At 44.0% G+C, this 20,909-nt stretch carries 18 protein-coding genes; 9 read left to right on the top strand and 9 right to left on the bottom strand.

From position 1 onward, the window contains the following. Window positions 1–5 precede the first annotated feature (5 nt). The 4 genes from GVO62_RS04260 to GVO62_RS04245 form a co-directional block, all read right to left on the bottom strand. Window positions 6–1,388, bottom strand: a complete 1,383-nt coding sequence (locus GVO62_RS04260) for a TolC family protein (RefSeq protein ID WP_159117884.1) — start codon at window positions 1,386–1,388, stop codon at window positions 6–8. Between the two features lie 215 nt (window positions 1,389–1,603). Next, complete coding sequence (locus GVO62_RS04255; protein ID WP_236547061.1) at window positions 1,604–2,158, bottom strand: hypothetical protein; 555 nt, start codon at window positions 2,156–2,158, stop codon at window positions 1,604–1,606. Between the two features lie 102 nt (window positions 2,159–2,260). After that, window positions 2,261–3,301: an alpha/beta hydrolase gene (locus tag GVO62_RS04250; RefSeq protein ID WP_159117883.1), complete on the bottom strand. Its 1,041-nt coding sequence runs from the start codon at window positions 3,299–3,301 to the stop codon at window positions 2,261–2,263. An 84-nt stretch (window positions 3,302–3,385) separates the two neighbouring features. Next, on the bottom strand, window positions 3,386–4,126 hold the full coding sequence (locus tag GVO62_RS04245) for a glutathione peroxidase (protein ID WP_159117882.1): 741 nt from the start codon (window positions 4,124–4,126) through the stop codon (window positions 3,386–3,388). A 236-nt stretch (window positions 4,127–4,362) separates the two neighbouring features. Here GVO62_RS04245 and GVO62_RS04240 point away from each other — a divergent pair, with 236 nt between their 5' ends. The 4 genes from GVO62_RS04240 (at window position 4,363) to GVO62_RS04225 (ending at window position 8,003) form a co-directional block, all read left to right on the top strand. Continuing rightward, the gene (locus GVO62_RS04240; protein ID WP_105929571.1) at window positions 4,363–5,058 is read left to right on the top strand and encodes an AAA family ATPase; all 696 of its coding nucleotides are present in this window, start codon (window positions 4,363–4,365) and stop codon (window positions 5,056–5,058) included. Beyond that, window positions 5,018–5,371, top strand: coding sequence for a replication protein RepA (locus tag GVO62_RS04235; protein ID WP_159117881.1), 354 nt, complete (start codon window positions 5,018–5,020; stop codon window positions 5,369–5,371). The genes GVO62_RS04240 and GVO62_RS04235 overlap by 41 nt, the downstream gene beginning before the upstream one ends. A gap of 163 nt (window positions 5,372–5,534) precedes the next feature. Beyond that, window positions 5,535–7,664 (top strand): GGDEF domain-containing protein, encoded by a 2,130-nt coding sequence (locus GVO62_RS04230; protein WP_159117880.1) that lies wholly within the window; start codon window positions 5,535–5,537, stop codon window positions 7,662–7,664. 21 nt (window positions 7,665–7,685) lie between these two features. Continuing rightward, window positions 7,686–8,003: a GFA family protein gene (locus tag GVO62_RS04225; protein ID WP_159117879.1), complete on the top strand. Its 318-nt coding sequence runs from the start codon at window positions 7,686–7,688 to the stop codon at window positions 8,001–8,003. A gap of 83 nt (window positions 8,004–8,086) precedes the next feature. Here the strand turns inward: GVO62_RS04225 and prsR are convergent, their stop codons facing one another. The 4 genes from prsR to GVO62_RS04205 form a co-directional block, all read right to left on the bottom strand. Further along, window positions 8,087–9,448, bottom strand: coding sequence for a PEP-CTERM-box response regulator transcription factor (gene prsR, locus GVO62_RS04220; RefSeq protein WP_159117878.1), 1,362 nt, complete (start codon window positions 9,446–9,448; stop codon window positions 8,087–8,089). An 80-nt stretch (window positions 9,449–9,528) separates the two neighbouring features. Then, window positions 9,529–11,559 (bottom strand): XrtA/PEP-CTERM system histidine kinase PrsK, encoded by a 2,031-nt coding sequence (gene prsK, locus GVO62_RS04215; RefSeq protein WP_159117877.1) that lies wholly within the window; start codon window positions 11,557–11,559, stop codon window positions 9,529–9,531. Window positions 11,560–11,592: 33 nt separating this feature from the next. Further along, window positions 11,593–12,717, bottom strand: a complete 1,125-nt coding sequence (locus tag GVO62_RS04210) for a beta-ketoacyl-ACP synthase III (RefSeq protein ID WP_159117876.1) — start codon at window positions 12,715–12,717, stop codon at window positions 11,593–11,595. A gap of 530 nt (window positions 12,718–13,247) precedes the next feature. Next, window positions 13,248–15,050 carry a choice-of-anchor I family protein gene (locus GVO62_RS04205; RefSeq protein ID WP_159117875.1) on the bottom strand — a complete coding sequence of 601 codons (1,803 nt, stop codon included), beginning with the start codon at window positions 15,048–15,050 and terminating at the stop codon, window positions 13,248–13,250. Between the two features lie 389 nt (window positions 15,051–15,439). Between GVO62_RS04205 and GVO62_RS04200 the strand changes: the two genes are divergently transcribed. Further along, window positions 15,440–16,237 carry a M48 family metallopeptidase gene (locus tag GVO62_RS04200; protein WP_159117874.1) on the top strand — a complete coding sequence of 266 codons (798 nt, stop codon included), beginning with the start codon at window positions 15,440–15,442 and terminating at the stop codon, window positions 16,235–16,237. 127 nt (window positions 16,238–16,364) lie between these two features. On the opposite strand, the gene GVO62_RS04195 is transcribed toward GVO62_RS04200, so the two are convergent. Then, window positions 16,365–17,207 carry a mechanosensitive ion channel family protein gene (locus GVO62_RS04195; protein ID WP_159117873.1) on the bottom strand — a complete coding sequence of 281 codons (843 nt, stop codon included), beginning with the start codon at window positions 17,205–17,207 and terminating at the stop codon, window positions 16,365–16,367. A 798-nt stretch (window positions 17,208–18,005) separates the two neighbouring features. Between GVO62_RS04195 and GVO62_RS04190 the strand changes: the two genes are divergently transcribed. From GVO62_RS04190 to ruvX, 4 genes are all read left to right on the top strand, one after another. Next, a complete protein-coding gene (locus GVO62_RS04190) occupies window positions 18,006–18,734 on the top strand; it encodes a 16S rRNA (uracil(1498)-N(3))-methyltransferase (RefSeq protein ID WP_159117872.1) in 729 nt (242 codons plus the stop codon). Between the two features lie 115 nt (window positions 18,735–18,849). After that, window positions 18,850–19,800 (top strand): glutathione synthase, encoded by a 951-nt coding sequence (gene gshB, locus GVO62_RS04185; protein WP_159117871.1) that lies wholly within the window; start codon window positions 18,850–18,852, stop codon window positions 19,798–19,800. Between the two features lie 112 nt (window positions 19,801–19,912). Next, window positions 19,913–20,479, top strand: a complete 567-nt coding sequence (locus GVO62_RS04180; RefSeq protein WP_159117870.1) for a YqgE/AlgH family protein — start codon at window positions 19,913–19,915, stop codon at window positions 20,477–20,479. Then, window positions 20,472–20,903, top strand: coding sequence for a Holliday junction resolvase RuvX (gene ruvX, locus GVO62_RS04175; protein ID WP_159117869.1), 432 nt, complete (start codon window positions 20,472–20,474; stop codon window positions 20,901–20,903). The genes GVO62_RS04180 and ruvX overlap by 8 nt, the downstream gene beginning before the upstream one ends. The last annotated feature ends 6 nt before the right edge of the window (window positions 20,904–20,909 follow it).

The raw sequence follows: 20,909 nt of genomic DNA, 5'->3' as shown, positions 1-20,909 counted from the left end.
GATAACTACTCTGTGCTCGATAGGTTAATGTGGGATGGCAGATATAAATAGGCAAGTTCCGCAAGCGTTTTGGCGCGCTCTACATCAATTTTTAATAAGTCGTCCTGCACTTTTACTAACATGAGGTTTGCGTTCACCACGTCGGTGATATCTGCCGTGTCATTGGTGTAAGCCGTAAGTTCAGCCTCGGAGAGTTGTTTTGTTTCGTCAATAAGCACGGCTTCATAAAGCGCTTTTCGCTCACTGAGTCCAGACAGTCGTGTTATAAGGACGTCGGCTTTTGAACCAAGGTCATTCACTTTTAATCGAAAGTCCGTTTCAGACGCACTCATTCTGGAAGCCGCTGCCGAAATAGAAGCATCTTGGCGGGATTGATTAAAAAATGGCAGGTCTACCTGAACGCCAAAAGAAACAAAGTCAGCACGGCTCATGCCATTTTCATCATCCTGCCGATACCCGTAGCTTGCTTCAAAGGCCCACTTTGATTTAGTTTGCTCGCGAGCAATATTGAGATTTTGCGCTTCAATCTTGGATTGCAATTGAAACAAAATGGCTTCAGGGTGATGCTGCAGTACCGTGAAAGGCTCGTCGGTATCTATATCATTTAAAAACGCAGAGACATCGCCCTTGTAGTTCTGCACAATGGCAGCAAAGTCTATCGATGATGTTACGCTTAACGATGCTTCTAGCGGCGCACCATACCATTTTGAAAGTGCAGCTTTTGCTTCATTGTTCTGCTGATAAGCCTGCACATACTTATCTTCTAACGATAGCAGCGCGAGGCGGACTTTTAGTATATCTTGTTGTGAAGTTGAACCCACACCTTGGCTGTAGCTGGAGTTTGTAAAATCAAGTAGTTGGGTAAGCAATGCCTTTTCTTTGTCTAACAGCACAATGCGACGTGTGGCATAAAACCAGTTTAACCAAGTAACAGTGACTTCTTTTTTAAGCCAGGCCTCTCTTACTTGATTTTCAATCAACACTCCCTCACCCATGACCTTGTATTTCTGTTGGGTATAATAATTTTCGTCGCCTCGTGGCAGTTGCTGTTTCAGACCCACTTTGAATTGAGTCATAGGCTCTTGGTTAACGGCAAAACCATCAGTTGGTAGATTTTGAAGCGACGCCGAAATCTGAGGGTTTTCCCAGTATGTCGCTGCATCAGACTGGGCTTTGAATCCTTGCTCTCGATGCGCGTTCCCTTTTAATTGTGGGTCATGTTGAATTGCTAATTGAACTGCATGTTCAAGGCTTAGGGCCTGTCCGTACCCCTTCAAAGGAAATGAAAAATACAGCAACAGCAAAGGTAAAACGGTAAACAAAGCGCGAGGTTTTCGATATACCTTTACGCACTCGTTCACTTTTGGAAAAACCGTAAAATAACACATCTATGACATCACTTTTTAGAGGCAGTACGTATTAAATAAATTGCTTTTATTCCACCTGCCAACGGGAGTGTTGACGAGAGAAGTAGCCACGTACCACACAGATAAATAGAATTAACTCGAACATTATTTCGAAGCTATGCTTCGGGAAATAAAACCTTGTTTACATGCGAGCGCAGTTCGCCATTTAGCCTGCGACACAAGCTCGCTAGATAGATCTATGCTGTGAAAAGAGATTTGGGCGGGCGAAATTGCCCAAAATGAAGGGTTGAATATTGCCCCAAGATAGGGGTAATCGCTGCCATAGTAGCCACCGCTATATGGGTTTGTATTACGGGTTGTAAAAGCGCGGAAGCACCGGTGTTAAAGCAATGACCAGAAGGACATTGGCAATCATCTTTACAGCACGCCACGTCAGGTTCTAGGTCAACAATTGCTCGAGGTGTCACTTCAGTATCATTAATGGAACCTACCTTTTGCGATGGCATGCTTTGCTGCTGGCAGTGGGTGCTTGAAGGCTTGGGGGATGTAGTAACGTTATCTGAAAAAGCAGCATGATGAGCGCCATGCGAAGCTTTTCCATGCTTATGACTATTCGCATCGTGAGTTGAAGTCTTTACCACTTCTGCATTAGATGTTAAGTGAGCATGTTCATAAGATACAGCATTACCTGACGACACAAGGGACGCCATCAAAAACAGCATAAGCACTAACGAGCGTGCTCTGGTTGCCTTATACCATTTTGCTGTGAAACACTGCTTTATGTTACTCACGATTTTAATCTAAACGTTTTGCTTTTTTTAATACTTATTAAATCATAGCTCGTTAGCCAATGGCAGTAAAGCCAGAGGCTAATTGCTGCTAACGCTAAATTATTAAAACTGCGACAGATAATCACGCAACATCAATTCCATAGTAGAAAACAACGGATTTGTTTTGGGTACGGCACATTCTTCTTGTTGATTTACCATATTCGCGTTGAAATTCATTTGGCTAAGTAAACGTGGACTAACTACTAAATCGGCGTGACAAAGTGAATACGACTCATCAATAACGAAGAAGGTATTTGGACCTTTACTGGCGTCCATCAATTGCTCAATGCCGCGTATAGGCGTCGTAACGTCAGCTTGTGAATGCGCAGCGAACAGCGGCACTTCGATTAACTGCCCTTCGCTCACTTTCTCGCGAATAGTGTTAATTAAATCCATCAACTCCAAACCAGCAAAGCCAGCGACATTAGGATATTTATAAGGATTTGGACCGTGAGTCTCATAGCTACCGTCAATCATTCGAGCTAGAAGTTTAATACCCCAAATTCGAGACATGCCTTCGGCGTTATCAGAAAGCGCAAGCGCGCCAGAAAAGAGCATAATGCCATCGATGTTTTCAGCATCATCCAAGTAGTGCTCTACCGCTAGCGCGCCCCCCGTGGAAAAACCACCCACAAGCAATGTGTTTCCCATGCTATTCGCCAAGTTGATAACATCATCAATGTGTTGTTGCCAGCGCTCTGCTAAATCCCAATCAGACATATCGTCATCGGCATCCCGTTTACCATGCCCAGGAAGTAGTGGTACGACAACCGTAAACCCCTGCTCGAAAAGGATATTGGCAATTTCGCGCATGAAAAAAGGCGAATCACTAAGGCCGTGAATTAACACAGCGACATTATCGCTTTCTTTGTTAGTGAGTATAAAAGGCGCATTACCCTCATTACGCAATACGTTGCTGCAAACAGAGTAGCGGTTAAGGCTAGTTTCTTTGCAAGGCTGGGTTTGCCCCCATTCTTTCTCGTAAAACGCTTTAAACTGCGTCTTGTGCTCTTTTATTTCATTGTTTTCAGCCGCAGCGTTATTTGCAGCCATTAATACAACACAACACGTCAGCGTTTTTACAAAAGACTTCAACGACACCATTCTTCTCCGCTATGGATGACTAATAAAAAAACGGGAGCATATTAACATGCTCCCGCTTTTGTGACGATTCAAACAAAAATTGTATTAGCTGAAATAAGCCTCTAGGTCGTCTGAACCACCAATATGCTTTCCGCCAATAAAGACTTGCGGCACGGTTTCTCGACCACTAATTGCTGTTAGACTTGTGAGCGTAGCGCCTTTACCAAGAACAATCTCTTCGTACTCAAAACCTTTGTCATCGAGCAACGCTTTAGCTTTTGCACAGAAAGGACACCCTGGTTTCGTAATAATAGAGACCGGCGCATTAGTTTGTTCCTCTGGCGCAATATAGCCAAGCATGGTATCCGCATCAGACACTTCAAAGGGGTCGCCAGCCACATCAGGCTCGATGAACATTTTGTCCACCACGCCATCTTTTACCAACATTGAGTAGCGCCAGCTTCGTTTACCAAAACCAAGATCCGCCTTATCAACTAACATGCCCATACCGTCTGTAAATTCGCCATTCCCATCTGGAATTACGGTGATGTTATCTGCTTCCTGGTTCGCGGCCCAAGCATTCATTACGAAGGTATCGTTCACCGACATACAAATGATGTCATCAACGCCGTGCTTTGCGAATTTTTTTGCTAACGCATTGTAACGAGGCAAGTGCGTGGATGAGCAGGTGGGCGTGAATGCGCCAGGAAGCGAAAACACAACGACTGTTTTGCCAGAAAATAACTCATCTGTGGTTTTGGTTACCCAAGCTTCGCCCTCTCGGCATTTAAATGACACACTTGGGACTTTTTGCCCCTCTTTTGACGTAAAGCGACTTTCTGACATAACAACCTCTTATCGGTAATTTCGAAAATAAACACATCACTAAGTTTAGAAGCCTAGAGCGAGATCGCACACAAATCAATAGGTATTGCCTTACATTCGTTAATATCGATTTTGATGCTGAATTTAACGCCTGCACTGCCTATCCTTTCTAGCACAGACAGGTAAGGCCGTAAGATTATTTATGGTCGGACTTACTTGCAAATTTCAATGTAAAGCGACATTCGAGGGTTAGCACCATGATTATTTTAGTTGGTGGAGAAAAAGGCGGTAGTGGCAAAAGCTGCTTAGCACAAAATATAGCCGTATACCTTCGCACCGAAAAGGGTGCAAAGGTGCTAATGGTAGACTGCGATCCACAGCGAACGACCTCGGACTGGATCCAGGAGCGTAAGGCTAACCCCCGCCTCGCTGAAATAAATTGCGTTCAGTTATACGGAAAAATACGCAACGAATTATTAAGCCTGCGTCAGTATTACGACTACGTCGTTATCGACTGTGGTGGACAAGACAACCTAGCGTTGCGCTCATCAATGGCGGTCGCTGACCACATTTTGATTCCGTTGCGTCCAAAAAGACGGGATTTGAAGACAGTTCCCCATATGGAAGATATTTTATCTACTTGTAAGATGGTAAACCCCAAGATGAACGCAGCGTTCGTTATTACACAGTGCCCTTCTCTGCCTAGTCTTGCCAGCCGTATCTTAGAAGCAAAAGAAGTCTGTCGCTCGTTCGGCATTCCGGTGCTAAATTCAGTAACGTTTAGCCGCAATATGTATGACGATTCCGAGGAATCAGGTCAATCTGTAATTGAAAGCGAACCGGAAGGCAAAGCCGCTACAGAAATTAGAGCGTTATTTGAAGAGCTACTTGCTGGCAAAATGGAGGATGCTTATGAGTTTGCTCAACCTCAAAAAGTCGAAGCCTTTAGCTAAGCCCAACCTTCGTACTGTTGAAGATTTCATTGATGACGCAATACACTACGCTCAGGGGAAAGTGAATGCGCGACATAACATTAGTGCCGTAAATCAGCGATTATCTACAGAAGCGGCTGTAAAATCTTGTGCTGTAATCACTGACCGAGTTGTATCGATAAACAAGAAGAGTAGTCAGCCAGTGAAAGAAGGTATGCGCCATGCTACTTTCACGCTAACACCGCAATGTATCGATAAGCTTGCAGAGATTTCAGAAAAAACAGGTAAAGCCAAATCTGCATTAATTCGGGAATGGATAAACGCGCATAGTTAAAAATAGACAAAAGTATAAACCTAAATACAGACTTTATTCGTTAAATCCGTCACAATGAAGCAAGGTGCTGCTTTCATGTTAGAACTCAATGAACGGATGCTTCATTAGCGTAATAAACATGTAGATACCGCGAATAACGTTAGTATATAGGAGACAAGAGCGAATGGGCTCAAGGAGACGTAGCACTTTGCGTGTGCTGGGGTGTGCCCTTCTTATTACTCTGCAACTTGCCTATATCAAAATGGCTGTTGCAGAGAACATTGTAGGCGCTGAAATCGCAAACATTGAAAGGCTTCTTGATGCCGAACGATATGCTGATGCCGACAGCAAAGCGCTGCTGTTATTAGAGCAAGCCTACCAGCAACAGAAAATACCTGCCGACGAATTCTTGAGTCTTGGTCTACTTTTCCTTAATGCGTCTCGTTTTGAAGTGTCTAAAGTAGTATTTAGTGCCGCATTAGAACGCTACACAGCGAAAGGTGCACTTAGCAAAATGGCACTGACACTGCTTCACCTTGCGACGTCAGAACGGCACCTTTCCAACTACGATTCGTCTCTTACCTACGTGCACCGTGCTATGTCAATTGCTCAAATAGAGCGAGATGATACCTTAAAAGCTAGGCTAAACTTAGAACTCGGAACTATTCAGCAGCAGCAGGGCAAAATTGAGATTGCACTAGAGCCACTCAAACAAGCACTAGGATATTTTCGAGACAACAATATGCCCAGCGAGATGAGTCTTTCCTTGCTGCATATTGGCGACTTATACAGCACACTTAATCAGACTTCACTGGCTCATACCTATTACCGTGATGCATTAGAAAGTATAGAAAAGGCGAATGACAGCCGTCTGCTTGGTATCATCAAAACTCGCCTCGGTGCACTTTTACTTAAAACAAGTTCACCTTCACAGGCAATCCAAAGCATTGAAAGTGGGCTTAAGCACTTAGATGTGACTAAAGACGTGGGCGCTATCGCCGAAGCCAAAATGTTGTTGGGTAGGGCTTTTGTTGAACAGGGTGACACGAGCAAGGGCCGTAAATTGCTGCAAGAGGCCATGGCATTTGCTCAATCATCCGGACAATTAAAACTTTTGCAGGAAGGGCGGCTTGCCCTCGCTCGCGCCTATATGAAGGAGCAGAGTTTCGAGCTGGCGCTAGCAGAGGCGCGCACTGGAACTATTGAGGCTAGAAAACATCGTGATCTACGGGATCAAATAAGCTTTTTATCTTTACAACTGAATGCGTTCGTATCCTTGGGAGAGTTTAAAAAAGCGTTGGACATTCAATCGGTAATTCAGCAGTTACGCGAGGCATTACTGGACACTGAAAACAAATCTGCTATTGAGGGCCTTCAAGCTGAAATTGAAGTGATTCGACAATCTCACACCCTTGAAAAATTAGAGGAATCAAAAGAGCTTGCTCTTGCCCAAGCAGAGCAAGAAAAACTACAAACAACACTAGTTTGGAGCATCTCATTAGCAGCGTTACTGTTCACTTTTCTGATATGGAGCAGATACAAACAGCGCCAGCAAACCATCATTTTGCGCCGTGAGGTTCGTCAGCAAACATTAACACTTCAAGAGAAGAACGAAGAATTACAGGCCGCCTATAGAACCCTTGAAGAAGTCAGCTTACGAGATCCTTTGACGAGTTTATATAACAGACACTACCTTGAGTCTCAGCTTCCCGGAGAAATAAGGCGAAGCCAGTTTTCATCTAATCAAAGCACTGATACGAATAAGTCAAAGCAAGATTTACTGTGTCTACTGATTGATATTGACCATTTCAAACGAATTAACGACGATTATGGCCATATTGCCGGTGATAAAGTGTTGGCATCGTTTGCACAAGTTTTAAAACACGTTTTTAGGCTTACCGATTTAATAATTCGATGGGGAGGCGAAGAATTTTTAGTCGTTTGTCGCCAGTCTAATCGCGAGGAACTTCCAGAGCTTGCTGAACGTTGTCGCGAGATGGTCGCAAGTACCCCTTTTGATATTGGGCTAGAAAAGCCGATAAATATAACCTGTAGTATAGGTTTCTCGTTACTGCCGCCAGACAGAAAAGACAATTTTGACATGGCATGGGAGCGTACGTTTGCTGTCGTTGATTATGCGCTCTACGCTGCAAAGCTCTCAGGAAGAAACGGCTGGGTAGGCGTTATTGAAACACTTAATAACAATGAAAATAAGCGCACGCCAATAGATCATAAATTTAACTTTACTGGTTCAAGAATTGCGACATCATTCAATAACGTTGCAAGTATTAAATGGCCAGATAACCTCGATTAAAAGCAGTAGAGGAATAGCGGTATGTATAGAGGAAGTTGTAGTTGCCAAGCTATTCAGTATGAAGTTGACCATATTGGTGAACTCGAAGCTGATAATGAGACATTGTCACAGGCTGATGCCTGCGCTTTTCGTGTAAACGTAACCAAAGAGCAGCTAGTTATTGACTGCGCACCCTCAACGTTGGCTACGCTTCATGAGTCAAATGGAGAAACGCATCACGTATGCAACCTTTGTGGCAGCATCGTCTATGTAGAGGATAGCTCACATGGTATTGCGATAGAAGTCCATTACAGCGGCCATGATGTGTTAGCAGAGACACACTGCCAATTCATTCTTTAGCGGAATGTTGTGGTGCTTACCACGCGCTATCTATTATTGTATGGTGATAAGCAAAAGCACTTACCACCATATTATGCGATAAATTAATCGCTGCTTTTGATATCTTCCATGTGATATTTGTCAATAAGTGAATAAAGCGTGGGTCTAGTTACGCCAAGAAGCTCGGCCGTTCTCGACATATTCTTTTCAGCTTTTTGATACGCCCGGCGTATTGCGCGGCTTTCTGCAATTTCTCGCACCTCTCGCAAATTCAGCGTTTCTGGCTCATCTTGGGCATCAACAGGTATTAATCCTAGATCGTCAGGCTGTATAACCGTGCCCTCTGCCATGATCACCGCCGACTTCAATTTGTTCTGCATTTCGCGAATGTTGCCCGGCCATTTATGGGCGAGCATGGCGTTAACCGCTGACTCAGAAAAGCTTTTGGCTTTCGCTTTAAACTCTTCGCGGTAAATATTGAGGAAAGTTCGGGCAAGCAAAATAATATCTTGATCACGGTCGCGCAGCGGCGGGATCATAATAGGCATCTCACCCACACGATAGTATAAATCTTCTCTGAAGGTTTCTTGCGCAACCATACTTTGCAAATCACGGTGTGTTGCACAAATGACCCGAATGTCTACTGGAATCTCATTTCGACCGCCAACGCGCTCAATTACACGCTCTTGCAAAAAACGAAGCATTTTAGCCTGGAGTCCAATAGGCATGTCGCCAATCTCATCCAAGAATAGCGTACCACCTTGAGCGGTCTCTATTTTGCCCACCGTTGTTTTATTCGCGCCGGTAAACGCCCCCTTTTCATATCCGAATAGTTCACTTTCTAGCAAATTTTCTGGAATAGAGGCGCAGTTAATCGCTACGAAGGGCTTATCTCTTCTCGGGCTGTGCTCATGAATACTTCGAGCAAAAACTTCTTTACCTGTACCACTTTCACCCAATAACAAGGTACTTATATCCGTATTGGCAATTTTTTCTGCACGGCGCACTACTTTTTGAATCGCCTCGCTATTACCTACAATACGCGACATACCCGAACGAGCGCGGGCTAATATACTGTTTTCATGTTCTAGCTTAGAAAGATTGAGTGCGCGGTGGACAAGCAACTTAATGGTGTCAGAGTCTATTGGCTTTTGATAAAAATCGTAGGCTCCGAAATCTATGGCCTTCAACGCATTTTGCTTGTCATTGTTTCCTGTAACAACAATGACTTTGGTTCGCGGCGCAAGAGAGATGATATCATGAAGAATGCGAAGGCCCTCTGAGGCATTCGCAGGGTCGGGAGGCAGTCCTAAGTCAAGAGTAACAACTTTTGGCTCAAATCGACGCAGTTGAGCAATGGCTGAAGTATGATCGTCAGCAAAAACAACATTGTAATCCGTAAGACTCCATTTTAGCTGCTTTTGTATACCTAAATCATCGTCTACTACCAAAATGGTATCAGTCATTTTATCATCCTATTATTATACTTCATCCATTCATCGTGCTTGGATTTGTGCGGTTTTTCACCGCTTATTTAGCGTACACCCTATCCTATCGGAAAATACAGTGTAAAACAGCTGCCACGACCTGGTTCGCTTTGAACAGTAAGCTTCCCGCCAATTGACTCAATGTAGGTTTTAGCATCGTAAGCACCAATGCCCATACCTGCATTCCCTTTGGTCGTATCAAAAGGCTTAAATAAGCGTTCATCAATAAACGCTTTATCCATACCTGTACCGGTATCTTCTATCATTACAAGCTGTGTATTATTATCTGAATTACGGGTAATAACCACATCTACTTCACCATCATCTGCGGTAGCTTGCTGTGCATTACTTATAAGATGGTAAAGTACGTTTGCGACTTTTTCTCTATCTACCAGCACGGGAGTTTCTCGAACAAGATGCACGGCAGGTAGCGGACGTAACGCTGAACAGCGCTTTTCGACCACATCTTTTGCAATATCTGAAAGGAGAAACTCGGAATTTACGCCCTCTTCTACCGCTTTTTTATCGGTAAGTTGTTTTAGCATTTTTTCCATTCTTGCTTTGGTGTGCTCTAAAGTCTCAAAGGTGTCATCAATAAACTCAGGATTGTGCTTATGCTGCTGCGCATTGGCCAGTATCAAGTCGACCTGCGCTAAAACATTTTTTAAATCATGCAGTACAAATGCTGACATTCGATTGAACGCAGCGAACTGTGCATTTTCAGCCACAACTTGGGCAGCTTCGTGATGTTGTATGTACGTACCCACTTGCTCGGATACAGCAGTAAGGTAATCTTTTACTTCCCAGTTAAGGCTGATTTTTTCCTTATCTCCCGGCGCAAGTACAGCAAAGCCCCATAGCCCACCCTCTTTCAATAAGGGAACAAAGAGCTGGTAGCCCCACTGCTTTAGTGCGTCTCTATCTAACTTTAGCCCCTCGTAATCAAAAGGTTTGACTAGATAAGCATCGGTGTCGATTATCCAACCATTTTCATCACTATATAGCAGGAGCGCATCAAGGGTCTTACACCTATATTCTTTACCGTCCGATATAGGAGACGCCGAAGCAATACATTCATACCCATTTTGCGTGACTTTAAATAACAAACCAGAATCGTACTGGATTGCGTTAAGCATGCCGGTTAAACCCGCATAGTACACATCCGAACTCGATTCTCCGGCTTTCGTCAGCCATTTCGTTAACTTTACCCACTCGACGCGATAATCGAACTGGTTTGCAAAAAAGTGCTTCGTAATAAATACTTTTATCTTCGTTCGAAAACCATTGGATAAAAACACCGTGGCGAGCAAAGCGAAAGACATCACAACCAAAATTATTTGAACAGTAGCGCCCCAGTTTCCCCCCAAATAGTTTATCGCGTACCCGACTACGGCCATTATGAACAGGTAGCCACCTGCCACTAAAAGCAGCGAGCTATGCAGAACGACATCGCGAGAGATAAATATATCTATGCCCCAATGATGAATTCGGCGTATAGAAATAACAAGCAGGGGCATCAACAGGAAGTAGATGAAACCGCGAGCAGCTATATAGCCAACCTCCACTTGGTTAACCATGGTCGCGTTCGCGTAAGTGACAAATTCAAATAAATTTGTGGCACCTAGATAAATGATAAGCGGCTTGAAGGCCCATTGCTCTCGGCCTGCTTGTCTGTAGACAACTTCCAGTAAAACCAATACTTCTAAAGACAATACGATAAGAACAAGAAAGCTCCACGCTGGATTGACCGCCAATAAATAGGGCGCAAACAATGCAACTAGCGCAGGCGCTAGAATGATAAGTGTGACGGGCCGCTTTAAAACATCGAAAATGTTGTTGAAACTTGTTTGAAGGCAGCCAGCTAAAAATAACAGCCACGCAAGCTGCTTAAGGACATCAGCGCTGAGCAACCAACTTAATGAAACCGGGCCAAACAGTGCAGTGACTAAACTTGTCGACCATAAAAACGTAGCAGCCGTAGCCAAGACTAATAGATTCTTGGCCACACCTGGTTTGCGTACGGTCAATAACAACAATAAAAGGGCTAAATGCGCCAGACTGTTTAACACATAGCCTACATCTGAAATCATCCCTTCATCTCACCCTTTTTATTTTGTAAAGCACTACCTTTTACGGATAACCAGAGAGCCTATTGAGTAACCCGCTCCAAATGAGCAAAGTACGCCAACATCGCCGGCAACAAGATCCTCATGGTTGAGGCCAAAGGCGATCAAAGAGCCAGCCGAAGCAGTGTTGGCAAATTCATCCAGCACAATTGGCGCCTCGGTACGGTCGGCATCACGCCCTAGCAGTCGCTTACAAATCAGGGTGTTCATATTAATATTTGCCTGATGCAGCCACCAGCGTTTTACGCCTTCAGGCTTTATGTCGTGAGTAGCCAAGTGCTCTTCAATATGTGCCGCAGCCAAAGGGCAAACTTCTTTGAACACTTTTCTCCCAGCCTGATGGAATAACTTATCAGGTCCGTAAGGGTCAACATCTTCTGCACGGGTCATATAGCCAAAGTTTGATCGGATGTTGTTTGAGAACTTTGTCAGGGCCTTAGTGCTAAGCACGTCATAAACATGTTCACTCTGAGCGGTTTCAGCCATCTCTAGTACAGTAGCGGTTGCCACATCACCAAAAATAAAATGGCTGTCGCGATCTGCGTAGTTGATTTGTGGAGACACCAACTCGGGATTAATTACCAATACTCGCGTCGCATTTTTTGCGCAGAGCATTTCATAAGCGCGGTGCATACCAAAGGTTGCGGCCGAGCACGCCACCAACATATCGAAACCGAAACCTTCAATATTTAGTGCTTCTTGCACTTCTATGGCTATTGCTGGATATGCACGTTGCGTATAGGCACATGAGACGATCACGGCGTCAATATCTTTACTATCTAGTTTAGCTGATGCTAGTGCTAGCTTTGCCGCTTCAACGGCTATTTCAGCTTGATGAGAAAGCTCGTCATCGCTGCGGGGTTCAATTTTCGGTTTCATCCGAGTGATATCTAGCGCGCCCTCTTTCTGATAGATGTAGCGGCTTTTTATACCTGAAGCTTTTTCGATGAACTCTGCACTTGAATAAGGCATTGCGCTAACTTCGCCCGTCTCTATTTGTGTCTTATTTTCTTCATTGAAAGCATCAACATAGGCATTATAACTATTAACCAGTTCTTCGTTTGTAATACTGTCTTTAGGGTGCCATACACCTACACCACTGATCACAACTTGATGAGACATAATCATTCTCTATTTTTTTAATTAACACCACAAACGCACTATGCACAGCGTTGCGACATGCCTTTTACACGATAGGCGACATGCCCTTCGCACAATAGGCGACGTGTCCTGTACGCGATAATACGTATGCAATTTAGCTCCTCCGATACCCTATTATTAGGTGCCGGGGGGCATTTGATGTCCTATAGCTTACCTTAATCCGCTTTCGGTGTAACTATAGTGAATGCGTCCCATCGTGTTGCGCCGGTAATTAACGGCTCTAACCCAAATAATCTAATTAGAAAATAAATCGCATTTGCCTGCGAAGCGTTTGAGCTAAACCAGACATGTAGATTGAAAGGGGCTAGTGAATTGAAATGCTCAAAAAATATCTGACCAAGTTATCCTCGTTTAGTGAAAACCTTGGTCTACTCATGTTTAACTTTAGAACCTTGTACTTTTTACTTTTGACAACAGCTCTGATATTCACCTCATAGCCAATAAAAAACCCGCTTTTAAAAGCGGGTTTTCATATTGCGTTTGGTAAATAATTAAAGCTGGTTAATTTGCCACACTGTTACCGTGCCGCTTACTTCGCTACCTACTACTAGAAGAGGAACACCACTTGGGCTGTCTTCTGCACTAACAAATACTAGGCTCTCAGGCGCAAGGTCACCAATAACATCATCGGCAGTTAACCCTTCAGTAAGGTCACGATTGATAATGTATTCAGCAAACTGAACATCATATGGGTTAGTTACGTCGTAAACGAAAATACCACCCATGCGCTCTGTGCCAATAAAGGCATACGTGCGATCGCCCACTTGCCCAACCGTTAAGGCTTCTGGCTCAGGGCCTTTATTTTCAGAGCGTGAGTCACCCGCGTTTTCATCATCACCGTTGTTAAACTGTGCGCCGTGGACTGAAGCAGTAATACGCTCAAAATCGTCACCTGAGTCGTAAACCACCAAACCGTTTTGATCCCAAATAGTAAATGAACGGGCGCCATATGCATACGCTGCATCGTATTCACCGTCACCATCTGCATCGCCCATGGCTGATGTTACACGTAAATCATCGGCTTCACCGGTTGCTTGTAGCATAGCTAATTCAGAGTTAGCAGCAGCAGTCAGATCTTCTACTTTTACTTCGTCAGTATACGCTAGGCAGCCGTCGTTCTCATCAAAATCAACACCGCCAGCAGCTGTACATGCGGCCTCGTCGGCAGCTTCAAAGAAGTATTCGCGAGCATCGCCTTCATTCGCTGTTACAATAAACGTCGCATCTTTCCACGTAAAGTTAGCGATAGTATCAGGCTGGTATACGCCATACAGCCCTGTATACTGACCAAAGCTCACTGCTCCATCTTCTTGTATGTCAATATTCAAGCCAGCCCACGACTTAGTCCCTAAACCAACAACATCAACAGTTAACTCTTCTAAATCTAAAATAGCCAAGCCGTTGTTTTCTTGCAGGCTTACATAAGCAACATCGTTAGTGGCTGTGATATATTCCGGCTCTAAATCTTTAGCAACAGATGACGTGATTGCAGTGCCATTAATTGTGCGCCCTGCTGGGTTAGGGAACATCATACCCTGTGCCATCAAGTCAGCTTCGGTGCCGTTAAGTGCGCTAAATCCAACAGTAGTCCCTGTTTCTTCAGGCTCACCACTCGCTAGAATATTGATAACCGTGATCGAACCTTCAGGGTCGATAGTGTAGTCATCAGAAGGCTCACCTTCGTTTGCTACCAACACTTTGCCACCATCAGGCGTAAAGGTAACCATATCAGGCAACGCACCTACTACTACCGAATCCAAAAAAGCAGGCGATGAGCTATCCAAGCCGTTATAAAACAGTACATAACCATTGTCTGTTTTCACATTAGCTGGCACTGCAACGGCCATAAGGTCACCGCTTATTGCAATGCTTGTTACGCTACCCAGCGTTACGCCGTTAATATCAGCAGGCAGTGCGATAGTAGTTGGCGTTAGCGTAGTCGTGTTAATTGGATCAGCCATGGTAGCGGTATTCACGCTAGAGGCATCAATAACCGCGATAGTGTTGGTCTCTCCATTTGTTGCGTAAATTGTGCTGGTTCCAGCATGAAACTGAACAATTTCAGCGGCTGTTTGGTTACCTAGGAAGGCGCGACCAACGACGTCCATAGCAATGCCAATTGACGCATCGGTACCATCGCTTCCATCTGCTCCAGCTTCGCCTTGCTCGCCTTGTGGACCCTGTGCACCTGTTTCACCTTGCGCACCGTCATCGCCATCGAGGCCGCATCCAGAAAGCGCAGCAGACACTAAAAATGCAAGTAATCCATATTTAAATTTATTACGCACTGCCATCTTATTTCCTTTTTATTTGTATTTTTGTCGTACGTTGTCAGGCCCTAGAAATCTCGAAGTTTTCACTTTCGCTGAAGAAAGTAAAAAGAGAAACGGGGACTTCTTGACTTAGTACACCAGAAAATTTATGTAACTTCTATGTATAAATTAGAATCAGTTTATGACACAAATATTAAATAGGCAAAGGGCAGTCACTTTTCTATAACAAAGATAAGAACCACACGGGTTTAACCCACCGAAAATCATAGATAAAGCAAACGCCTAGTTTTATTTGAAGGCACTATCTGATACTAATATTCACAATATTATGTATAAACTTAATGAAATTGGAATAGCTCGTTGTTGAAGTGAGTGGTTCCGACGCTCTTAGGTTTTTAAAAGGATTAGTCATGAAATTGAAATTCACAGCGTCAGCATTGATTGCAGCGACGCTTACGCTAACTGCTTGTGCAACCTCACCAACAGGCAGAAATCAAGTATTGCTCTTTTCTGAGAGTCAGTTAGCTCAAATGGGTGACCAAGCTTTCACAGGAATGAAAGAGGAGCTGAAGATTTCGAATAAGTCTGTTCAGAATTCTTACGTAGAATGTGTAGCAAACGCGATTACTGCCCAAGTACCTGCTAGCGTTTTCAATGGTCAGTGGGAAGTGGTGGTGTTTGACGATGAACAGGTAAATGCGTTTGCCCTGCCAGGCGGAAAGATTGGCGTTTATACAGGGCTTCTTAACGTTGCAGAAAACCAGCATCAACTTGCCGCTGTTATCGGTCATGAAGTGGGGCATGTTATTGCAGAGCACGGTAACGAACGGATGTCTCAATCAACATTGATAAATATGGGAAGTCAAGCGGTTGGTCAGGTGTTAGCAGCGAACGAAGTGCCTCAATCAGGGCCGATTATGGCTGCCATAGGGTTAGGTGTTCAGGTGGGTGTTCAGCTTCCCTTCAGCAGAACTCACGAATCTGAAGCCGATGTTATAGGTCTTCAGCTCATGGCGAAGTCTGGATTTGACCCTAGACAGTCAGTTAACTTATGGCAAAACATGGATGCGGCAAGTGGGGGTAACCGTCCAATGGAACTGTTATCAACTCACCCTGCTCCGCAAACCAGAATTGATAACTTGCAAGCTAATATGCCCGACGCCTATGCAGACTATCAAGCCACTGCCTATCGTCCTAACTGTAGATAATAGGTTGGCTCCCAAATCGACGTTTTTTGCTACTACAAGATTACAGTAAAAGGTATCAGTATTTCCTTTCCTTAAAGCAAAAAAAACGCTGCAATATTGCAGCGTTTTTTGTTTTCAAAGCTAGTGACTATTCGCCGTCTTGCTTGTGAAGATGAACATCCATTTGTGGGAATGGAATAGAAATACCTTCTTTGTCGAAGCGAAGTTTGACTTGCTCAGTAAAATCGAACTTAACCGACCAGAAATCTGCAGCTTTTACCCAAGGGCGTACTACAAAGTTAACGCTGCTATCTGCTAGTTCAGAAACTGCAACAGTCGGTGCGGGCTCTGCCAAAATACGCTCATCAGCAGCAATCATTTCTTGCAATACCTGCTTAGCTTTCAACAAGTCGGCGTCGTAACCAATACCTACAACCATGTCTACGCGACGAGTATCTTTTGCAGAATAGTTGGTGATGTTACCGCCATAAATATTACCATTTGGTACAATAATCTCTTTATTGTCTGGTGTATTCATTGTGGTTGTGAAGATACCAATCTTCTTAATAGAACCCGCCGTACCAGCAGCTTCAACAAAATCGCCTGCTTTAAATGGCTTAAATACTAGAAGCATTACACCAGCCGCGAAATTCTTCAGTGAATCTTGCAGTGATAGGCCAATTGCTAGACCGGCAGCACCCAGTATTGCGACAAGAGACGTAGTGTCTACACCTAGTTGGTCGAGTGACGCTACAATAACAAACAGCATCAAAATTGCGCTAAGTATGGCTTCTAGGAAGTCTACTAACATGTCATCGTATTTAGATTTAGCCATTAGGCGTCTAAAAACAGAAAGGATGAGTCCAACTACGATTTTACCGATTACATAAATTGCAATCGCCATTAATATATTGATACCCCAAGGAATGGCGTATTCGTTTATATATCTTTCAACATCGCTTGCTGAAAAAAGCGAGAGTTTCTCTTCCATAATATGGTCCTTGTCATGGTTAGTTGTGATTAACGCAAATACGTTAGCAGCTATTCGTATTAACACCAATACATAATAGGCTCAAACAGCATAAATTTGCTCTAAAGTCTAATCTACATAGGCTGTTGATAGTGCGCCCCTTATCCTAAAGTAGCGGTCTGAAAAGTCATTTTCACCCATCACATAGACTAAAGTTTGAGTATCTTTTTGAATAATTGTCACACCCCTGTAACTCATTAAAAGCATGATCTCATTAGAAGCTTAAATACGCTTTGCTATTTTCCATAAAATTGGAAGTTACCGAGTTTTAAGACAATTTTTTTGATGATTTTTTAGCCGCAAAGTTTTAGACTAAAGTCTCATGAAAGTTGGACGCGCTGCACACCTAATAATTGGCTGGCCAACCTGAAATGAACGAGCTTTAGCAAACTATGTCACTTAAAGGATTAACGCATGTTGCTTCTCATTACCTTATTTTCAGTTGTATTGTGTTTGTTTTTATATTCACTTCGCACTGATAAAGGAAAACATACTAAGTACGCAAGAGCGGAGTACCGCCCGTCACATCAATCGAAGCGAACAACCTCTGTGTTGAAATCGTCTTCTAACGACTCTTCGCCCACTGCGGCGTAAAGGTAAAACCGAATCAGCAAATATTTAAAGGGCGCATGCTGTTGTTCGTGTCATTTACTATTAAGGCGAATTTAACCTTAAAGTGCACACGAAGTCTTCAACAGCATTGCAACCTGTATCTCCATACACGTATTATACGCGGTAAAACCATACACCTGATTTACTATGCGTATACCTAGAGTCTATTACCCCAACCCCATCCCGTTAGAACAAGAATTTGAGTTAACCGAAGATGCAGGACATCACATCGCCACGGTTTTACGTATTAAGCCCAATCGCCCTATAGTGCTATTTAATGGTGATGGTAATGAATACAGCGCACAAGTCATCAGTGTTCAAAGGAAAAAAGTTACGGTAGAAGCTGATGCTTGCCTTTCTCTGGCAAAAGAGTCGCCACTTCACATTCACCTAGGTCAAGGTGTATCTAAAGGCGATAGAATGGACACCGTTTTGCAAAAGGGTGTGGAACTTGGAGTGTCTGAAATTACACCTATCATCACCGAGCGCTGCACCGTAAAGCTTGATGAATCGCGCTGGGAGAAAAAAATCCAGCAATGGCAAAGGATCATTATCGGCGCGTGCGAACAAAGCGGTCGCAACGTTATTCCAACACTAAATGCACCAGTTAGTCTGAGCCAGTGGCTGTCATCATCAACAAGTGCAACAAGGCTTGTACTTGCTCCAGGAGCGGAACAAAGTTTAGCCAGACAACCTTATAACACCCAGGGTTTTCGTTTATTAATTGGTCCTGAAGGTGGCTTGGCCGAAACAGAAATACATCAAGCGAATGAGAGTGGTTACCAGTCAGTAAGTCTGGGACCTCGAATTTTGCGAACGGAAACCGCGGCAATAACCAGCCTAAGTATACTTCAAGCGCTGCATGGCGACTTTTAGCGCCCTTTGCTTGTGAAATGATTAGCTTGAAGAAGTGAAGCTGTGCCCCAATATAAAACAAAAAGTAGCTGGCCCGTCTGTGATGGGACTTTATAAATATTCAAGGTGAGACACTATGCAATATACCGTTGGCGTAATCATGGACCCCATTGCGAGCATTAAGCCACATAAAGACACAAGCTTCGCAATGATGCTTGAAGCCCAGCGCCGCGGTGCAAAAGTTGTCTATTTCGAGCTAAAAGACTTGTACTTAGATAACGGTAAGCCTATGGGGCTTGGTAAAACCGTATCAGTAAAAGATCAAGCAACAGAATTTTATACTGTTGAGGATGAATTTACTGTTCACTTAGGAGATATCGATGTATTGCTAATGCGCAAAGACCCTCCGTTTGACAGTGAATTCCTCTATGCCACTCAAATACTTTCGCTCGCTCAAGACGAAGGCGCGATAGTGGTTAACAATCCGCAGGCGCTGCGTGATTACAACGAAAAGCTATTTACGTCTTACTTTCCAGAGCATATTCCTCATACATTGGTTTCAAACAATCAAACCTTGATCCGCGAGTTTCACGCTAAACACAAGGATATTATTTGTAAGCCATTGGACGGTATGGGCGGTGCCTCTATCTTCAGAATTAAACCCGACGGCAATAACTTGGGCGTTGTCATTGAAACGTTAACTAAGTTGGGCACCCGATACATGATGGTCCAAGAGTATTTGCCAGAAATAAAAGATGGCGATAAACGTGTACTCATTGTTGATGGCGAAGTGATGCCCTACTGCTTAGCACGCCTGCCAACTAAGGGCGAAACCCGCGGTAATTTAGCTGCCGGCGGTACTGGTCGCCCGCAGCCGATTTCAGAGTCTGACAGAGCGCTAGCTGAGGCTATAGCGCCCACGCTGAAAGAAAATAATATTCTTTTTGTGGGTCTTGATGTAATTGGGAATAAAATTACCGAAATAAACATTACTAGCCCAACGTGCGTACGAGAAATAGAAGCAGCTTACGACATCAATATAATTGGCGCGCTGTTTGATGCGATAGAAAAGCGCCTGACGAAGTAAAGAGATATAAGTCTCAACGCGCTTGGGCCCTATACCGACGACATTTTAAACAATAAGTAAAAAAGGCCTGCATGCTGATAGTTCGCAGTCCGATAGAAGTGAAAGAAAAACTATGACGGAATTGAAAAGCTTACAGAACCACTTTTTAGTCGCGATGCCGAGCCTGGACGATCCGTACTTTTCCCGATCACTCATTTATGTTTGTGAACATAACGCAGAAGGTGCAATGGGCATCGTAGTAAATCAGCCTTCTACGATGAACGTGAAGCAACTTCTAGAACAAACTGATAAAGAACTTATTGTATCTGATGAAAAAGCTGAGGATATCGTTCTCGCTGGTGGGCCTGTGAGTCAAGAGCGCGGGTTTGTGCTCCATTCTACTCAAAAAGCATGGGCGTCGAGTCTCAAGCTTGCACCGGGCATTATGGTCACCACATCTAAAGATATACTTACTGCAATTGCCAATGATGAAGGGCCGAAAGACGTGCTTATCGCATTAGGCTATGCAGGTTGGACTGCGGGGCAGCTTGAAAAAGAAATGCAAGAGAACGCGTGGCTAACCATTGAAGCCGATGAAGATATTTTGTTTAACACGCCCATACACAAAAAGTGGCAGGCGACGGTAAATAAATTAGGTGTTGACGTGTGGCAGCTTGCACCAGGAGCCGGACATGCCTGAGTTAGGTAATCGCACGGTACTTGCGTTTGATTTTGGTACTAAAAGTATTGGCGTGGCGGTGGGACAAGAGATTACCGGTACCGCTTCGCCGCTAGCGGCATTAAAAGCGAAAGACGGCATTCCAGACTGGGCGGTGATTGAAAAGCTCTACGAGGAATGGGGCCCTCACGTTATCGTGGTGGGATTACCGCTTAATATGGATGGTACCGAGCAAGAAATGACCCAGCGAGCACGCAAGTTTGCCAACCGTCTGCACGGGCGTTTTCGTGTGGCAGTGGAAACGTGTGATGAGCGCCTTACTACTACTGATGCCAGATCCATGTTGTTTGAGTTAGGCGGTTATAAGAAGCTAACTAAAGATAAAGTAGATAGCGTGTCTGCTTGTGTTATTTTTGCCAGTTGGAGTGAAAGCCAATATGGATAAGCCAAT

This window comes from Alteromonas sp. KUL150, assembly GCF_009811475.1.
Lineage (GTDB): Bacteria > Pseudomonadota > Gammaproteobacteria > Enterobacterales > Alteromonadaceae > Alteromonas > Alteromonas gracilis.
Note: the sequence above shows the minus strand (reverse complement) of the source record. Positions and strands in the feature narration are given on the sequence as shown.